The organism is Ktedonobacter robiniae, assembly GCF_016587375.1.
GTDB classification, from domain to species: domain Bacteria; phylum Chloroflexota; class Ktedonobacteria; order Ktedonobacterales; family Ktedonobacteraceae; genus Ktedonobacter; species Ktedonobacter robiniae.
The window spans coordinates 2,151,064-2,168,298 of record NZ_BNJG01000002.1 but is presented as its reverse complement, the minus strand read 5'-3'; the positions used below and the strand labels follow the sequence as shown (position 1 = coordinate 2,168,298).

Here is a 17,235-nt window from a genome sequence, read left to right as displayed (position 1 = left end):
GAGGAGAGATCGCACCCCTTCTTCTTACTTCGTCTCTTCAGCCTGGGTATGTCACATGTTTAGCGGTTGTGTCGCTTTAAAAGCAGCGCCGTTTGATGATAGCCCACGCCTACCGCCGCGAACACCAGGTAATCGGTCGCGATATTCAAATAATGGTAGGCAAGGGTGACAGGATAGGAGGCCAACGTCAGGTTCCCAAACGGTGCCAGGGTGTCCAGATATTGTTTGGGCTGAAGACGCTCTGCCCAGTGATCCATCAAAACTCGCGATGCTTGATGGGTAATGAGGGCGATGTTCGCCCCCGTCAACCCATGTTTGTTGAGTAAGCTCTGAACCATCGTGGGTATCCCTTCCATTGCAGATACCTGGAAGGAGTAAATCCCTGTATCCTCCGTGATCTTGTACGTCGCACGTTGGGTATCACGCGATTGCATCGTCATCGCACCATATTGAACACTCAACGTTTGTGTTGCGTAGTCGATCAGCTCAAAATCTGCCTCTGGCCCAACAACTGCAGCACCCGCACCATCGCCAATACTGAGCGCGTGCCCTTGCGTATAATCCATATAGTGTGTCCAGTTGGTTCCGCAGGCGATCAATGCGTACTTGCTCCGTCCTGCTGTGATGGCAGTGCATGCTTCAAGCACGCCAAGCAAAAAGGTGCTAAATTCGTTATTCATTGGTACAACTAGAGTGTGCTCGGGAAGTTGGACACCTTTATGCACTAGATAGAGGCTATTGGGCGTATAAAACTCTGGTACGGACGCATATCCATAGAGCCGATCAATCTCTTCTGGAATCACTTGCGCTCGCTGGAGCGCTAACTGAGACGCTTCGACCATCAGTGGTTCAATCCGCTCACCTTGAGCCAGGTATCGCCTTTCTTTCATGCCAGTGAAAAGGTCCTTTTCAGCGATCCCCTGGGCGTTTGCAACTGTGATAACCTGATGAAAAATAGGATCGTCATTGCCGCGAATATTCGGCGGAACGCTAAAGCCACACCCTTTGATTCCTATACGATTCAAGTTTTTCTTTGGCTGACTAACCAGATGTTTCAGTAGCTGCTGCATGCTTGTTCTTCATTCTCTTAATTTGTTTATCTAAATATTGGATGCTATTGATGTAAATAATGAACAAGAGCCTCAAAAATCGTGCAGATTTCACCTTATTTACTACACAGACCGCGAACCTGATTAATCGGGTTCGCGGCTACAGGTACCTTCTATCCGCGAAGGGAGTTGTCACTCTGCTGTGCCTACGCTTGTTTGCCAAAGAAGGCGGTCAGTGTATCCGCACGTTGTTGCAACGAACGCGGGACTTCTTCAAGATCAACCATGGCTTCAATGACACAAGGCACCTGTGCCTCAAGCGCGTGGCGCAGGGCACCTTCAAACTCGGCGAGATTCATAGCTTTGAAAGCATCTATACCCAAACCCCAGGCGATGGCACTCACATCCAATGGGTTGCCAAACGTCGTCAGATACGATTGCCCATTGAGCAATTTCTCGCCGTTATACACCATCCCATGCCCCCCATTGTTGAGTATCACCCAGATGATTGGCAATTGATATTCCGCAGCCGTATGGATCTCCATACCGTGCATGCCAAAGGCCCCATCACCAAGCAGGGCAACGACCGGGCGCCTGGGAGCCGCGACCTTGCCACCAATGGCTGCGGCTACAGAGTAGCCCATCGATGCCGTATTGGTCGCGAAAAACACCGTTCCAGGTTGGCGTGCTTCATAAAATTGACCCGCCCACGAGAGGCAGTTGCCATTGTCAACAAAAAGCAACGTCTCGTCGGGCAGCACCTCATTCATTTTCGAGACTACCGCTTGAGGCTTGAGAATAGGAGCCCCTTTCTGGAGCATTTCGGCATTGTAGTAACGAGGGGTCTCTGTCCGCATGCGTTCCAATATGTTCTCTGTCGGGTGCGGCCTTTCCTGGGGGAGCGGAGCCAGCACACCAAGTGCCTTCGCAAGCGCTTTGAGGATTGCCTTCGCATCACCAATCACGCTCTGATCAACAGGATAAATATTGCCGATCGTCAATGGGTCAAGGTCAATCTGGATAATGGTACGGTGAGGGGGCGCTAACCTTTTATCCCACCCGTTGGTTTGAAATTCCCCCAGGCTCGTGCCAATGATCACCAGAACATCGACCTCTTCAGAGCACAAATATGCTTCCGCCAGGGGATGACCGCCGAAACCAAAAACTCCGAGCGAGAGCGCATGCCGCTCCGGGAAGGCACTTTTCCCTTTCAAGGTCGTGGCAACAGGAATCTGTAGCATTTCTGCCACGAGCTGGAGAGGAGACCATGCGCCTGAAAGATTAATGCCATGCCCAACGAACAAGGCGGGCCTTTTGGCCGCATACAAGGTAGCGGCTACATCCTGGATCGCCGCTGGATCGCCCGAGGGGAGTGTATGAGAGAAAAATTTTGTTACAGGGAGTCCATCATCGGGGGCGGATTGTTTGACCACATCGGCAGGAAGATTGAGATGCACCGCGCCAGGCCGCCCGGTCAAAGCAGCACGAACCATACGGCGGATCATATGCTGCATCTGTTGGCTATTCTGGAGCATGAGCGATAATTTGCTAGCTGTGCGATAGGCATCAACGATATCGATGGTCCGGTTCCCGCTGCTACTGTCTTGCAGCCCGCCTTTGCCAAAGGCACTTGTCGCGACCTGACCGGTGAGCGCCAGCACGGGAATAGAATCACTCGTTGCGCTGGTGATGCCCGTCAGCAAATTCGTCGCACCAGGGCCACTGGTCCCGCAACAGACACCCAATCCACGGCGCACACGTGCATATCCCTCGGCCATAAATGCAGCCCCTTCCTCATGTTTGGCTAAAATGGGTTGGATACGCTGCCGTTGGGCCAGGGCCTCAAAGAGAGGCACAAGGGGGCCACCAGGAACCCCAAAGATATGGGTAACGCCGATTTCCTCTAACGCCTGTAGCAAGACGTGGATGGCAGGGGATTCCAGCATGGCAGATGTGGTTAGTGGCTCTGTCACGGTAGATGCTTCCTGCATTTCCTGCATTTCCTGCATTATTAAAAATACTCCTTTCACATGCTATGTCTAAAAGCAGTGGGGCACGAGGAGAAGATCTCTCAGGCGAATCTCAGCCAAGGGCCTGGGATGTTGTTGCAATGCACAGGGAAGAACACGGCAATCCATGCCTTTCTGCCTGGAGAAGAGATCATATTTAGAAAAAATATTCCTTTCGCGATAAAAGTGGAAGTGGCTACACCTTATTTGTATATATCACTTCATTCATATATTGTCTAGTTACCTTCCCATGATAGCGCAAAAATGCTATAAAGCGGTTGCAATTGTGGATCAGTAATACTAAAAACTCAACCATTTATATGAGAGTATTTTGCTATGACTCCAAACAGTCAGCATTATCTCGATTAGCGTTCAACTCTGCGCAAAGGTACAAATTATATCAAGAGCAAATTCCAGCTCAAGTGGCTTATGGAGCCAAACAAGCTGGAATCATTTTTGCGTCTTGCGAAACAAATGAAGTCTAGTGATGAGACGCATCCATCTTCAATTTAATAGATTTCTATGTTTGAATGTGTTACATTTAACCTGAGTCGCATGGGATAGAGCTTCTCTCGGCTCTGGCAGACCCTTGTCGTCCTCACTCGCTGTGAAGAGTGAAGGTCTCCGTTTCACTGAGACCAAACGCGCCATACGCGCTCTATGAAAAATCGTGGAGAGAAGGGAATGTCAGTATTTTCAGCAATGGGTAAGAGGCGCGGCATGAGTAAAGATTATTTCGATGCGAGCCTTGGCTTGGCCTTTAGTCTCAAAGTATTTGAGCGATACCGGAAAAATGGCCTGTTGCAGGCCAAGATTTATCATATACCTGGCATTCGTGGTCGCTGTATGGGATATATACAGCTCGTTGAAGGGAAGGTCACCTCTTGTTACGTTGAGGCGAGGAGCGGGGAACGCCAACCGATGGAACTCAATACCCTAATCACAGTCGATGCTGAGAAGGGGCCATTTGAGTGGAAGCTGATACCTCTTCCAGCACCACCTTCACCAACACCACCAACATCACGATTAGACTCTTCTCCTCGTCTGGGGCATAGCACTCCTGTCCCCAGAATCGTTGCGCCGCTCGATGTGACAACATTACATGGCTGGACAGACCAGCACAAGCTGATGTTAACGACAGTGTATAGAGCAATCGATGGGCAACGAAGCATTGAGGAGATAAAGAGAGAAATGCCACTGCGGCCAGAGGTCACTGAGGAAGCGCTTCGTGTACTTTTAGCCCTCAACGTCATCACTACAACCTAAGCTTTATCAAGGAAGGATAGGCACAATGAATAAGGGTATACCCAATCAAGGATGGTCTCCCAATGAATTAGTGGAACAGAAAAGCGAGCGACATGGTTTGGTACAATGGTGGTACAACACGACCTCCATTCCAGACCCTCCCGCAAATGCTTCCTTCGCGCAACGAGAAGCCGCCAGAAAATCACATTTGCTCTCCACAATTGTCTTCTGGCTTCTTGTGACCTTTATTTTATTTATTCCAGGCTGTTTGGCGCTCCCCAATCCCTATGTCCTTTATGCGGACCTGGGCATGCTAGCCCTCTGCATTCCCGCCCTCACTTTTAATCGGGCTAAAAAACCGCAGACCGCAGGCATTCTGCTCACATTCGCATTCGAGGCGGCTTTGACCATGGTCATTTTTACGACGTGGCCCCTCGACGAACCGAGCATCCAACAATACGAATTATTTGTCTTTGGTGAGCTACTCTGTGTTTCGCTTCTCGCTCCAGGTACCGTCTTTATTGTCATGTTCTATAACATAGCCGTGATCGTTGTAAGTTTGCTTTGGCAGCCGCATGACCTGGTTCTCACGCATGACCTAGCATCTCAGTTCATCCCCATGCTGATTCGACCCGTGGGTGTTCAGTTGATGGTCGCAGGAGTCTCCTTTTTGTGGGTACTAGGAACCAATCAAGCAGCTAAACGTGCTGATAAAGCGGAGATGATCGCGAAATTGGAACACGAACTGGCGGACCAGAAGCAAGAACTTGAAGAAGGCATGCAGCAACTTCTGGATGTCCATGTTGCGGTCGCAAATGGAGATCTCAGCGCACGAGTCCCATTCTCGCAGGGGAAAGTGCTCTGGCAGATCGCGAGCGCGCTGAATACCTTGCTCGTGCGTTTCCAGCGAGCATCGCTCGCAGAGAGAGAGGCACACCGTGTGGAAGAGGCTGTCAAATACCAGGTGCAAGGTATCCAACGGGCGAAGACCTACAGGCAACCTATCGTTCTCCCCATGACGAGAACGCTCATCGATCCAATGATTGCGGAGCTTCAAGGCCAGACAATCGCCAATGCTCCAGTACCCACCCCAGACACCAACTCCTTCGATCAGAGAACAAGGTGATAAACCAAGCGAAGGCAAGTGATCTTTTCTAATTGCTTGCCTTCTCCAAAGAAATGCAACCTTAACCCTCATGGCGCCCCTATCCTCTCTTGCCATGACGATTGCAGGTTTCTCCATTACGTTGCTCCTGTCATTGTCGATGAAATCAGCACTATGCAGGGGGAACGCTTCGCTGTCCTCATTGACGAGGCATATTCCTCGCAGAGTGGTGAGAGTGGCAGCCTGATGAAAAAGGCACTCACCGCGCTAAGCCTGAAGGAGGCGGAAGAGAGTGAGCGTGAGAAACCAGAAGACCTGGAGGACCGCATCGTACAGGATATGCAGAAACGTGGGCACATCCCCAACGCCAGTTTCTTCGCTTTTACCGCTACACCGAAGCTTGACATCCTCCCCACGGCTCAAGCTGGGGGATTCCTCGAGTCACCTCGAGGGTCTGAGTCTTGCCTGAACGAGACAAAACCCGTCCAGGTCTTACAGACTCTCCACAGGCGTTAAGGACCGTGAGCCCCACGGCCACAATGTTGTAGAGTAGACGGCCAGCGAGGTTCTGTCTCCAGGCCTTTTCTGCCCGTCCCTCTCCGAACCAGGGCTTGCATCTTTCGATGCACCCGGCTCTCCAGTCACACCCACTTCATGTCTGAAGCATCGTCACAGAGCGCCCGGCATGGATATTTCTGTGACACGACCAACATACGACAAGAGTTTTCCGTTTGCGGGCCGACATCACTTTTGCCCACAAAGGTTTTTCTCGTCTTCCTTTCTGTTCGAGGTCTTTCAGGGCTCGAATATGATGCACTTCCACTCGATCTGTTGAGCCACATAACTCACAGGCATCAGCTAGGAGGCGCTTTTCTAGTTCTGACCGGTTCGGCCAGAAAGGTTGGGGGTGGTCATTGAGGATTGCGTGTAGTTTCTCATGGTATGGCTCACCCGTTTTGACCATGTGATAGAAAATCACCAGAATGCTGTGCCCAACAGCCATTGCGGCTTTCTTGCTTCCTCGTCGCGCACTAATCCGACGGTACTGTTCGCCGAGATACGTCTGAGTATGGCCTGCGGCGTGAGCCGCCTGAATAAGCACCGTTTTGGCCCAGCGATTGCCTTGACGTGTGCGGCCACTCTGTTGCTTGCCTCCTGTGCGCATGTTGGCCTGGGCAGATGCCGACCCAGGAAGCTGCGTGAGCGGCGTCAGGAAAGTGGTTCATGTCCCAGCCGAGTTCGCCAAGCAAGACCTCGATGCTCCGTCGCGCAAGTCCCGTCACTGCATCGACCCGTTCAATGAGGGCATCAAACCTCCGTAAGCGTTCAGCCACCTCCCGGTCGAAGTGGGCAATGGAGCGATCTAATGTGGCAATCAACGGGAGCAATTCTTCGAGCTGCATCCGGTGATGTGGGGTCAGCTTACCTTGCAAAGCTGCTTGTAACTGGTCCTGTTTCCTGACCAGGCTCCCTCGCGCCAGATGCGCCAGGTGCTCAGGATCTTCTAGCCCCGCTACCAGCGCGCTCAGAATCGCTTGTCCCGTTACTCCCATAATATCGCTGACCACCGATGCGAGCTTGATATTGGCATCTTCGAGCACCTTCTGGATGCGATTGATCAGGCGGGTGCGTTCCTGGAGCAAGCGCATGCGTGTTCGGGTGAGGTCACGAACGGCTTGTTGCTCGCTGCTTGGAATGAAGGAGGCTTTCAATAACCCATGTTGCAGCAAATCGGCAAGCCATTCTGCGTCTTTCACATCCGTTTTTCTCCCAGGGACGGCTTTCATGTGTTGGGCATTGACCAGCACAATTTCAAAGGAGTCTTCGAGCACGTGAAAAATGGGTTTCCAATAGACCCGGTGGACTCCATGGCAATCTGGCGACAGCCAGAAGCTAAAAGCCATGCCTTCAATGCCAGGATGTCGCTGGTCATGGTACTGACCTGTCGCAATTCTTTGTGGCGCTGCCCATGCTCGACAATACTTAGGCATGCCACGACAAAGCGCTTATGGACATCCAGACCACTGCATCGCGGATACACGACTTCCATTGCTGTTCCTCCTGAAAACTGATCAGACAGACGCACTGAAAGATCACCAAGAGGGCGTCTTTCCACAATGAGAGTTTCCTCTACGTGCTTCCAGGAATGGAGCGACAATGAGCGGTTCTTCCAGACGCCCAAGACAGCTTCTCTTTCAAGCTCTCTGGCCTTAGTAAGGACATCGTTTTCATTCTTGGCATCTTTCCTCCACAGTATAGTCCTTCGAGTCCTTTTTCATTCAGAACGGGGCGCCTGCGGCGCATGACGCTTCTCTTGAGAGAAATGCCTCCCCACTTGGCGGTTAATGGTTTCTTTCCTTCGCGTGGGACAATGACTTGAAGCCCTCTGTAGAGTTTTCCGTCTCCTGTCCAGGTGGCTCCGTACTTCTTGTGGACCTTTTTCACGGTCGTTTTCAGTTTCGTTGCCAACGTTTTTGCTAGGGATTGTTCCATTATCCATTTCAGGCTGTTAAGCCTGTGAAGGTCATTTGCTAGTTGGTAATATTCCGCGAAACCCCGAAATTCCGATTGGTACTGAGCAACAATGGAGTATTCCGTGTTGTTGCTCAATTCTTTTCGGTGGACGGGCTTGTTGTTTCGCTGATATTTTTGGCATTTCTTTTGCAAGAGATCTGGTGGGACTCGTAGCCGAATATGGCCGTTGCTACTCCGTTTTTTCTTGGTTTGACGGGTGTCATCCTGTGAAGCTGAAATGTGGTAGCTGAGAAATCGAGCAGCCTTGGTCCTTGCGTGAGTGATGAGAGTTTTCTCGTCCGATAATTCGAGCTTGAGTTCTTCACGGAGAAAGGTCTTCATCTGCTCTTTGATGTCTTCAGCTTCTTTCTTTGTACCAGTGAGTCCCAGAAGCCAGTCGTCTGCGTACCGTACAAATTTGAGCCTTCGATAGTCAGGGTCATAGAGGTCTACTGAGGGGAGTCTCTGTGCGGCTTTGCGCGCTTTGATCGCCTGAGTATATTGTCCTCGTTTTCGTAATCGGTAGCCTTGACACAGAAGGTTATCGTACTCATGGTTTTTCTTTCGTCTGGCTCCTTTGGTATACATTGGAATGAGTGTATTTTCAACGTAGTCGTCGAATTTGCTGAGGTAAATATTGGAAAGGATGGGGCTAACAATCCCGCCCTGGGGTGCGCCACTGACTGCGGCGTTGTATCTCCATTCCTCTAAGTACCCCGCTCGTAGGAGTTCTCGGATGAGTCGAAGGAATCGCCCATCGTGAATGTGTTCAGCCAACGCTTGCATGAGGAATTCATGTGAGAGGCTGTCAAAGCACGCTTGTATGTCTCCCTCAATGAACCAATTGACTCCGTGCCAGTTGTCGTCTATCTGCCTGAGCGCTGTATGGCATCCTCTGCCAGGGCGGAAGCCATGAGAGAAGTTGCTGAAGGTCGGCTCAAAGTAGCTCTCCAGGATCAATCGAATGACTTCCTGAAAGAGTTTGTCCGACCAAGTGGGCATCGAGAGCGGACGTTTCTTCGTCGAGTTCTTTTTCTCAATGTAGACACGTCGCGTTGGTGCCCATCGGTACCGTTCGGAGCGTAAAGCTTCGATAATGGTATCAATTTTTTGCAAGGACATCTCATCCACTGTTTCAGGGGTGCTCCCTGGCGTTGTGGCTCCGTTATTTCTGTAGATTTTGCCGTAGGCCATCAGATACAGATCGCGATTGAACAGGAGCCTAGACACTCGTTCCAATGGCAATCTCTGTTTGCCTCGTTCATGAATGATCCCTAAGATAGTTGTGGCAGAGCGCATCTCGCGCACCTCCCTATGTTAGTTCTCGGTGTTCCCTGTTTTCCTTCCCCTTGTCTCAGATATTATTCTGAGCATTTGAGTACTATGAAAACTCCGTCGCCATGAGCCTTTCGGCTTGTAGGCGATCCCGTATTTGCGCGTGAAAGACGTAGTAGTATGGGGAGGTGCCCTTTGATTTCCTTGAACCAGTTCCTTACTGGTCGTTCACCGGAGAGAACATTTCCTATCCGCCAAGAAAAGGTAGGTATTCCGGTGTCGTCACTTTAGATATGGTGTGACGGGCCAATGCTTAGACCACTGGAAACTTGGGTTCAGCAATTCAGCTTCACCATGCATACAGGACTTGCGGAGCCATGATGTACATATCTTCCCTCATACCCGCTTTACCAACATGCTGCTTTCCTCTTTGGGTTTCCCCTCTAAGTAGGTTGGTTGTCCTAAAGGTCTTGTTCTCAACCTTTCTCTCTTCAAGAGAGGATCTTTACACGCGCCGAAACGGCGCACCTTGGCAGCATTGATATCGCGGTCATGGTGGACACCACATCCTGGGCAGTCCCATTGACGAACATCAAGCGCTAAGGAGGTGAGAATATGCCCACACGCGAAACACCGTTTACTGGAGGGATACCATTTGTCGATCTTGACCACGTTGCGACCGTACCAGTCGGCTTTGTATTCCAGTTGGAACACAAACTCGGACCACCCCACATCACTGATGGCTTTGCTGAGTGTCGGGTGCTTGAGCATGTCCTTGACCTGCAAGCTCTCCACGCAGATCGTTTGGTTCTCACGAATCAGGCGAGTCGAGAGCTTGTGCAGAAAGTCACGGCGACGATCAGCGATACGGGCGTGAAGACGTGCGACCTTGAGACGTGCTTTGTCTCGATTCTTGGACCCTTTTTTCTTCCTGGCATGGCGGCGTTGGGCTTTCGCCAACTTCTTCTCATCCTTGTGAAAGAATCTGGGATTGCCCACGACTTCGCCCGTGGAGAGGACGACAAAGGACGTCAAGCCAAGGTCAGCACCAATTGCCTGCCAATGAGCAGGCAATTGGGCAATCTCGTCTTCCACCAGGATGCTGATGAAGTAGCGGCCAGCACAGTCTTTGGAGATGGTCACACTCGAAGGGGGGGCGTCTTTTGGCAGAGGGCGCGACCAGCGTATATCAAGGGGCTCACTCATCTTGGCAAGGGTGAGACAGCCCTTGCGCCAGGTGAAGGCATTGGCGGTATAGGTCGCGGATTGGGTGTTCCGTTTCTTGTGGAAGGCAGGATATTTGGCACGCCCTTCAAAGAAATTGAGAAACGCTTTGTCCAGGTGGCGAAGAGCTTGCTGCAAGGGCACACTGGAAACCTCATTCAACCAGTGGGTCTCTTCTTGCTGTTTCAGTTCAGTCAGCAAGAGGCTCAGATCTTTGTAATAGAGGCGTCGCTGCTCGTTGTAATAGACATCGGTTTTCTTGCACAATGCCCAGTTATAGATGAAGCGACAGCACCCAAAGGTCTGAGCAAGGATCTGCTATTGTTGTACTGTGGGGTACACCCGGTACTTGAACGCGCGTTTCTGTTTCATGCATTACATTATAGCATATAAGATGTAAAGATGTAACAATGCACACCACCCTATCCACCTCATAAAAGGAACGCGCCATTCATCCCCATGTTTCAAAAACATGGGGGATCGATGGCGCGGTTTGATAAGGAACCCATTTAATCTGGGTGCTCATAAGGCCGCCAATCTCTGTGTAGGAGTTCTCTACCGATAGAAAGTAGAGCGCATCTGGCTTGTTGAAGTAGGCACCCATGCTGGAATGGTCTCCTACGTGGCGGATACGTGCAAAGGAAGCGAAACTGAGAAGATTGATCCTTTCCCCTCCTCACTGCTCACCGTGATTTCTCCTCCATGATGCTTGATGATCTCATGTGCAATGTATAAGCCCAGACCGAGTCCGGGAACATAGTTCTGCTTGGAGGTATCAACACGATAGAAACGCTCAAAGAGTCGGTCCTGGCGCTCCTTGGGAATACCAATCCCAACATCTTGGATGCGCACAAAAGCTCCATCTTGCACAGTCTCCAGGGAGATATCCACATAGTCTGCCTGAGGGGAATATTTGATGGCGTTGCTCAACAGGTTGGTAAAGGCCTGTCCAAGTTTGTCCCGGTCCCCACTAATTGTCGCATGCGAGGCTCCATGAATCGTTAACCTATGACCTGGGCTCGTCAGTTGTGCCGTTTCAACAATCTCGTTGATCAACGCATCCAGATCAAGAGGTTCTTTGACATAGTCCAATCTCCCTGCCTGCATTTTTGCCACATCGAATAACTCAGTGACAAGCTTTGTCAATTGATCAATATGTCTCTCCATCTTTGCCAGAAAACGGAGAGACTCGCTTAAACCGCGCTTTTCACTTTTCTTTTTCTCAAGTTGCGTTAAACCTTTCAAGGCAGTCAATGGCGCTCGCAACTCATGACTTGCCATACTGATGAAGATATCTTTTTGCTGCTCGAGCTGTTTGCGCTCGGTAATATCGATATGGGCAACCACCGCCCCTGCATTTCCTGGAAGAGGGGTGGCGCTCATCAGATACCAACTCTGCCGCGCTGGCGAAAAACAGGGATATTCTAAAGTAAATGAGGATTGTCTTCCTCCCAGGACCGCCTCAATACCTGCGAAAGCTTCTGGAGCCTCTTCAGCAGATGCTCCCTGTGCGTGTTTACACACGTCCAGGTAATTCATCCCTATCCCGGTACGTGCCAATTGGTCAGGTGAACAGGATTCTCGCGCCTGGCGTCTCCATGCTTCATTGACAATGTGAACTCTTCCGTTGGTATCCAGAACTGCCATCATGACCGTCACTGAGTCTAAAATAGCCTGGGCAAGAAAGTCACGAGCTTCCGGGTTCTTGGCAAAAAGACCATTAAGGCGTCCGAAAGGTTGCTGGCTTTCCCCATATGGTTCATGCTGCATGCAACTACCTTCCTGGATAAAAAGGGAAGCGCTTCTGTCTCCATCAATCTCTTCCCCATTGTAAGATGCATCTCTTTCCTTAGTACTATAGGAGTTCCATCCAAGCTGAACAGACGCTCCAAAAAGGAGACCATTCCAGCATGGATGCCTGGCTTCAACGAGAGCGAACATTATGGTTGGTGCACACTTACTGATGCGTTGGGTTTCGCTTTTGCCTCTTACAGATGTTTTTTGCTACAAAGTCATCTTATGCCTGGCTCAAAAGAAACTCTCTGGCATTAGTTCGATAGTTCGTGCAACTGTCTTTGTATGAACTGTCGAACATTTCCTCTCCTCACGCTCGTTTGCGTTCGAGGGGTGGTACAAAATACCAGACAGCACCTTTTCGATCTGCCTTTGTTTCCACAATCAACGTATGAGGGAGAGAGGATGACCATGTTGCTGAAAGACTCACCTCTCTGGCAACAGACGGAGAGGAACAACACACACCAGGATCCATCCTCTCGGCTCCCCCTCCTCAATGACAACAACACACGCCATGGACCTTCCCACGCGCGTTCTGGCGAGTGGTCTCTCTACTCGTGTTTTCTTTCCTGTCCTGGTCTTCTACATCGATCTTTTCCAATGTGGAAAACCTGTGGAAAACCTGGACAGCAGAGACACACAAACGCTTTTCGCTGCTCATCCATCTGAGACTGGCGATGACAAAAGATAGCCAGCAGACTCTGAGATCTGGCATACAGACGCTTTTTCTCCTGAAGGCTCCAGAGAGGTGAGCAGCCAGGTAAGTGGGCCCGCCAGAGGTACCCACAAACAGGTCAGCAGGACATTAAATCCGAGATGCGCCATGGCAACTTGCGTGAGAGGGCTCGGCCAGCACATAGCGAGCAAGGCAACAAGGGGCTGTAACAACAAGAAGAGCAGGCATACACCCAGACACTTCGTTCCTGTATGGACGAGCGCCAGGCGCTGCCCCAAAGCCATATTGCGCGATACCGCCGCGAGCAGCGCAGGGAGTGTCGTCCCGATATTTGCCCCCAGCATGGCTGCCATTGCTGGGACCAGGGGCAACGTGTGACGTGATGCCAGGACGAGCAAGAGCCCGATGGTCGCCGTACTCGAATTGAGAAGCATAGCCAATGCTGCTCCCAGAAGGAGAAGCAAGAGAGGTGAACTAGCACCTGTCTGGAGGATCTCTCCTGCCCATGCGCTGTTTGCCAGAAGCTCGCTTGCCTGAGAGAGGATGAAGAGTCCAAGCAGCATCAGACCACAAGGAAACATGATTTGTCCAACACGTCGCCAGCGGGTGCGTGCCGTCATGAGCGCAAGCAAGGCAAAGAGGCCAACGATAGTGAGCGCATAATCCGTCACGTGAAAGGACAGCAGCTGCACCGCAAGAGTCGAGCCAACATTGGCTCCGAGCAACATCACAATCGCCGTTGAGAACGGCATAAGATCCGTGCTGACCAGTTCAATCAGCAGAGAAGGCATCGCGCTGGAACTTTGCAAGCAGGCCGTCATGATAAGGCTAACGAGATAGGCAATCACAGGAAAACGTGCCGCGTGGAGAAACAGGCGGCGAACATGACCACTCGGAATATGCTCAACCATTTCGGTTAACGAGCGGATGCCGTACAGCAAGAGAGCCATGTCCGTGAGAAGTGCAAAGAAGAGTCGTATCAAGAGCGTGTAATCAAACATCAGTTTTTAACCTCCCTCTCTTGCACAGGTGCGTGAGAAAGAACGCATGACTCGCCCGTTCTGTGTTTCAGCAGGCGCCTTCGGAGCACGTAATGTGAAACTATATGAGCAGACATACGGGAAGAAGGTATGAGTCCAGATGACCCATCAAGAACGCGTGCGAAAACGAGCACGAAACTGCGTCAGGTAAGCAGATGCGGAGGTCTGCATCCCCAGATAAGGAGCCGTTCCCCAGAATCCTGCTCGTCTGAGCACAAAGTAGTGACCTTGTGCCGTCCTGGTGTCGACCTGTCCAAGCGTTGGGGGACCTCAAGTGTTGCGACCGCAAGTCCTGCAAGCGGGCTACTATGTATCTGGTACGGCGTGAGCACGCCGCACCCTTCCCCCGTTTGTAGAAGCAGGTCAAGCATAGACCCTTTCTCAAAGGCACGGAGTTCTTGCATCGGCATCGGAGAGGTCAGCTCATCCGCCTGGGGAGCAAGGATGTCTTCCTGTGTGCACATCCGTGCCAGAAATGGCACTGACACCAGCGGCGAGAGACCTGCAAGCATGAACAGAAGTGTCCCGGCCACGAAGGCGCGTCATATCGAGTCCTTCAAGCAAACTGGGTGTCCCAAAGAACAGGGTTGCCTCATACATCACATCTGGGACCCCCTCGCCTCCTCCTTGCATCTCACAGAGCACCATCTCCCCCTGAAAACCAAAAGCCTGGAGTGCTGCCACCAGTTCCTCAACAGAAGTGTCCTGATCTGGAAACACACAGATGGTGAGAGATGCAGGATGTGGCAATGTTGCGAGCAGGAGACGAAGACAGGTGCTGGCAAGAGGATCAGGTCCGACCATCACCGCCACACGTTCACGGCAAAGATCACGGGCAACGCGAGCCAGGACCCACTCCAGGTTGAGCAAGGCCGCAGCACTGGTGGTTGCGTCTGTGGTCGTGAGACGTGGACGGTGACCAGCACGCACGTACTGGCTCTCTTGAATCAACTGTCCTTCATTGGTCTGTGCCGCAAGACGCGCGGAGAGGGCCACACTTCGCGCACCACAGGCTCGGGCAAGGGCGACCGCCTGGCAGGCCTGCTGGACTATCTTATCCTGCTGTTGTTCTTCTCCAAGGGGAAGCAGGATCGTCCCCACTCGTCCAAGTTGCGTTGTCACAATGGTGGTCAGCGCTGGACGTCCCTGGTGCCAGGCCCGTATGAGCGGCTTCTTGGGCTGGCAAGAAAGGGCTGCTTGTTGATTGGTTAGTCAGTGAGCTGAATGAGAAGTATCAAGTCCCGTTGCGACTGGCGCGGTCGTGGATTGAGCAGGACTGTATATTGCCGTTGCTTGATGGTTTAGACGAAGTTGATCCGCAAGATCGTCCTGCCTGTGTTGCTGCTATTAATAAGTATCGGCAGGAGCATGGATTACTCCCAATTGTCGTGTGTTGCCGAACAGGCGACTACAACGAGATGGCCGTGAAACTTGTTCTTGGCGATGCAGTTCTTCTGGAAGCGCTCTCTTCAGAGCAGATTGATACGTATCTTGAGCGTCAAGGGGAGGCAGCAGCTTCCTTACGTGCTGCTCTGCAACGTGATCAGGGGCTTGCAGAGATGGTAGCGACGCCACTGATGTTGAGTGTCATCATCCAGGCGTATACTGGTCTTTCGCTTGATGATGTGCTTGCGGCTTCTACACTAGAACGCCGGTCAAGAAATCACACAGCGTTCTGAAGATCAGCTTGAAGCAGATGGGAACGAGCCAGAACATGCAGATTGTGGACGACGGCGCAGCGGCGGATATCGAAGAGATTCTTACGTATGCCACGATAACGCGCCCGCCGTCCTTGCCACCAGCCAATATGGGCCAGGGTATGCTCAACCGCCACCCGTTCTCGAAGTTGAGCGCGTCCTTGTGAGGTCTGCTGACGCTCTCGCAATTCAATGAGCAAGGCTTCGTCTGGGTGAATACGCACGCTGCGCCCTTTTGTGCTGGTTGTGCATTGAGCTTTTAACGGGCACTGAGCGCAGGTATCTTTGGGAAAGTGGACGGTCCCACTAGGTGCAAAGGGCATTTCTTGCCCAGCCGGACAACGAATGATCTGCCGGTCCCAATCGAGGGTAAATACCTGCTTGTGAAAGTGCTTGCCTGAGCGTACGGGCCAAGCTTTACAATACACCTGCAGATCATTACCGCGCTCGCGTACCAGATGGCTACTCAAATATGCCCGATCAATGTGCAATTCTTTTAAACAGACTTCTTGCTGCTCCAGATCTTCACTGATCGCTTCGGTCACACTGGCTTCGGGCGTATTGGCAGGAGTGATCCCGACTGCGCGGATAAGGCCGCTATCCAGGTCGTGGAGTACGTGCCGCTTGTATCCATCTACACGCACACTGCGACTTTTGCGACCATGACGCATCTCGGAGTCTTCGACGCTGATGCACCGATCTTTTGCCACGCCTTTGATCAGACTTGCCTTCCCCTTCTCATCGACTTCTACATCTTGCGCTTTGACTTGCTGTGCAACTGAAAGAGACAACTGAGCCAGTTGCGCTTCTTCCTGTTGCAGGGTCTGCACCCAGGTTTCTACGGCTTGTAACACGTTCAAAACCAGCGCCAACGCCTCATCTTTCTGGATTTGTTGATCCCAATCGTGGTCCAACGCCGCCTTTAAGCTACTCCCACAGATTAGCTCTGCTCCTGCCTCCTTCGCTATTTCGACCAGATCTCGCTCCTGCTGGTCAGCCACCACGTGCAGAACCTTTTTGAGCGCGTGCCCTACCAGATTGAATGTGTCTTCGACTCGGCCCGCTCCCCATAATGGGCTGCTGTCCAATGCTGCGCGTAAGGCTCGTGATCCAAACTCCTGGTTGTGGCCAGCAATCTCGATCGCCCGTTCGATGAGCCGTCGATCCATCTGGGCGTCGATGAGACGCCCTCGAAAGGCGGCGAACGTGCCTTTGCTGAATGGAGCCTGCTCGGTATCCAGACAGTCGAGCACTAACTGCCAGCGACGGTCCATGAGGGTCGCTTCAATCACTTCATCATCCGAAACACCTGTGTACGCCTGGAGAATGGTAGCGAGGGCTAATTGTGCTGGCGGAATGGGAGGGTGCCCACGGCGACCTGGTGCATAGAGTGCCGCAAGTTCTTCTTGAAAAGCGTCATCAAAGAGTTTATGGCGGTGCTCACGGAGAAAAGCAAACAATTTCGCTCGCTTGATGTGCGTGATGATCGTTTGTTCTGCGAATGAGCATGCCATGGGTGGGTGCCAAAGGGGAGGTCGCATGGTTCTGCTCTCCTTGCTTCTGTCTTCTCGGCAGTCGGATCTCCTGCCCCTGGCTCCTGCTCGCTC

At 51.8% G+C, this 17,235-nt stretch carries 14 protein-coding genes and 1 pseudogene; 4 read left to right on the top strand and 11 right to left on the bottom strand.

Annotated features, from left to right (window positions below):
- Positions 1 to 59 precede the first annotated feature (59 nt).
- Both JMJ04_RS30360 and JMJ04_RS30355 read right to left on the bottom strand, forming a co-directional pair.
- Positions 60 to 1,070: a 3-oxoacyl-ACP synthase III family protein gene (locus JMJ04_RS30360; RefSeq protein WP_201374101.1), complete on the bottom strand. Its 1,011-nt coding sequence runs from the start codon at positions 1,068 to 1,070 to the stop codon at positions 60 to 62.
- A 185-nt stretch (positions 1,071 to 1,255) separates the two neighbouring features.
- Positions 1,256 to 3,058 (bottom strand): thiamine pyrophosphate-binding protein, encoded by a 1,803-nt coding sequence (locus JMJ04_RS30355; protein WP_236038525.1) that lies wholly within the window; start codon positions 3,056 to 3,058, stop codon positions 1,256 to 1,258.
- A 720-nt stretch (positions 3,059 to 3,778) separates the two neighbouring features.
- Between JMJ04_RS30355 and JMJ04_RS30350 the strand changes: the two genes are divergently transcribed.
- The 3 genes from JMJ04_RS30350 (at position 3,779) to JMJ04_RS30340 (ending at position 5,924) form a co-directional block, all read left to right on the top strand.
- Complete coding sequence (locus JMJ04_RS30350) at positions 3,779 to 4,324, top strand: hypothetical protein (protein ID WP_236038523.1); 546 nt, start codon at positions 3,779 to 3,781, stop codon at positions 4,322 to 4,324.
- A gap of 25 nt (positions 4,325 to 4,349) precedes the next feature.
- Positions 4,350 to 5,429 carry a hypothetical protein gene (locus tag JMJ04_RS30345; RefSeq protein WP_201374099.1) on the top strand — a complete coding sequence of 360 codons (1,080 nt, stop codon included), beginning with the start codon at positions 4,350 to 4,352 and terminating at the stop codon, positions 5,427 to 5,429.
- 153 nt (positions 5,430 to 5,582) lie between these two features.
- Positions 5,583 to 5,924 (top strand): hypothetical protein, encoded by a 342-nt coding sequence (locus JMJ04_RS30340; protein WP_201374098.1) that lies wholly within the window; start codon positions 5,583 to 5,585, stop codon positions 5,922 to 5,924.
- A 136-nt stretch (positions 5,925 to 6,060) separates the two neighbouring features.
- On the opposite strand, the gene JMJ04_RS48525 is transcribed toward JMJ04_RS30340, so the two are convergent.
- The 8 genes and pseudogenes from JMJ04_RS48525 to JMJ04_RS30310 form a co-directional block, all read right to left on the bottom strand.
- Positions 6,061 to 6,372, bottom strand: a complete 312-nt coding sequence (locus tag JMJ04_RS48525; RefSeq protein ID WP_338001076.1) for an HNH endonuclease — start codon at positions 6,370 to 6,372, stop codon at positions 6,061 to 6,063.
- Positions 6,373 to 6,439: 67 nt separating this feature from the next.
- Positions 6,440 to 7,216 carry an IS110 family RNA-guided transposase gene (locus JMJ04_RS30335; RefSeq protein WP_236038638.1) on the bottom strand — a complete coding sequence of 259 codons (777 nt, stop codon included), beginning with the start codon at positions 7,214 to 7,216 and terminating at the stop codon, positions 6,440 to 6,442.
- Complete coding sequence (locus tag JMJ04_RS47105; RefSeq protein WP_236038667.1) at positions 7,192 to 7,458, bottom strand: IS110 family transposase; 267 nt, start codon at positions 7,456 to 7,458, stop codon at positions 7,192 to 7,194. The genes JMJ04_RS30335 and JMJ04_RS47105 overlap by 25 nt, the downstream gene beginning before the upstream one ends.
- Positions 7,459 to 7,538: 80 nt before the next feature.
- Positions 7,539 to 9,221: a reverse transcriptase/maturase family protein gene (locus JMJ04_RS30330; protein WP_201374096.1), complete on the bottom strand. Its 1,683-nt coding sequence runs from the start codon at positions 9,219 to 9,221 to the stop codon at positions 7,539 to 7,541.
- A gap of 372 nt (positions 9,222 to 9,593) precedes the next feature.
- A pseudogene (locus JMJ04_RS30325) lies at positions 9,594 to 10,793 on the bottom strand (RNA-guided endonuclease TnpB family protein).
- A 246-nt stretch (positions 10,794 to 11,039) separates the two neighbouring features.
- A complete protein-coding gene (locus JMJ04_RS30320) occupies positions 11,040 to 12,191 on the bottom strand; it encodes an ATP-binding protein (protein ID WP_201374095.1) in 1,152 nt (383 codons plus the stop codon).
- 681 nt (positions 12,192 to 12,872) lie between these two features.
- Complete coding sequence (locus tag JMJ04_RS30315; protein ID WP_201374094.1) at positions 12,873 to 13,892, bottom strand: Na/Pi cotransporter family protein; 1,020 nt, start codon at positions 13,890 to 13,892, stop codon at positions 12,873 to 12,875.
- Positions 13,893 to 14,354: 462 nt separating this feature from the next.
- Positions 14,355 to 15,053 carry a hypothetical protein gene (locus JMJ04_RS30310; protein WP_201374093.1) on the bottom strand — a complete coding sequence of 233 codons (699 nt, stop codon included), beginning with the start codon at positions 15,051 to 15,053 and terminating at the stop codon, positions 14,355 to 14,357.
- Positions 15,054 to 15,175: 122 nt separating this feature from the next.
- Between JMJ04_RS30310 and JMJ04_RS30305 the strand changes: the two genes are divergently transcribed.
- Complete coding sequence (locus JMJ04_RS30305; RefSeq protein WP_201374092.1) at positions 15,176 to 15,610, top strand: hypothetical protein; 435 nt, start codon at positions 15,176 to 15,178, stop codon at positions 15,608 to 15,610.
- Here JMJ04_RS30305 and JMJ04_RS30300 read toward each other — a convergent pair.
- Entirely contained in the window at positions 15,595 to 17,169 is a 1,575-nt protein-coding gene (locus tag JMJ04_RS30300; protein ID WP_201374091.1) for an IS1182 family transposase, read from the bottom strand. The genes JMJ04_RS30305 and JMJ04_RS30300 overlap by 16 nt on opposite strands.
- Between the last annotated feature and the right edge of the window lie 66 nt (positions 17,170 to 17,235).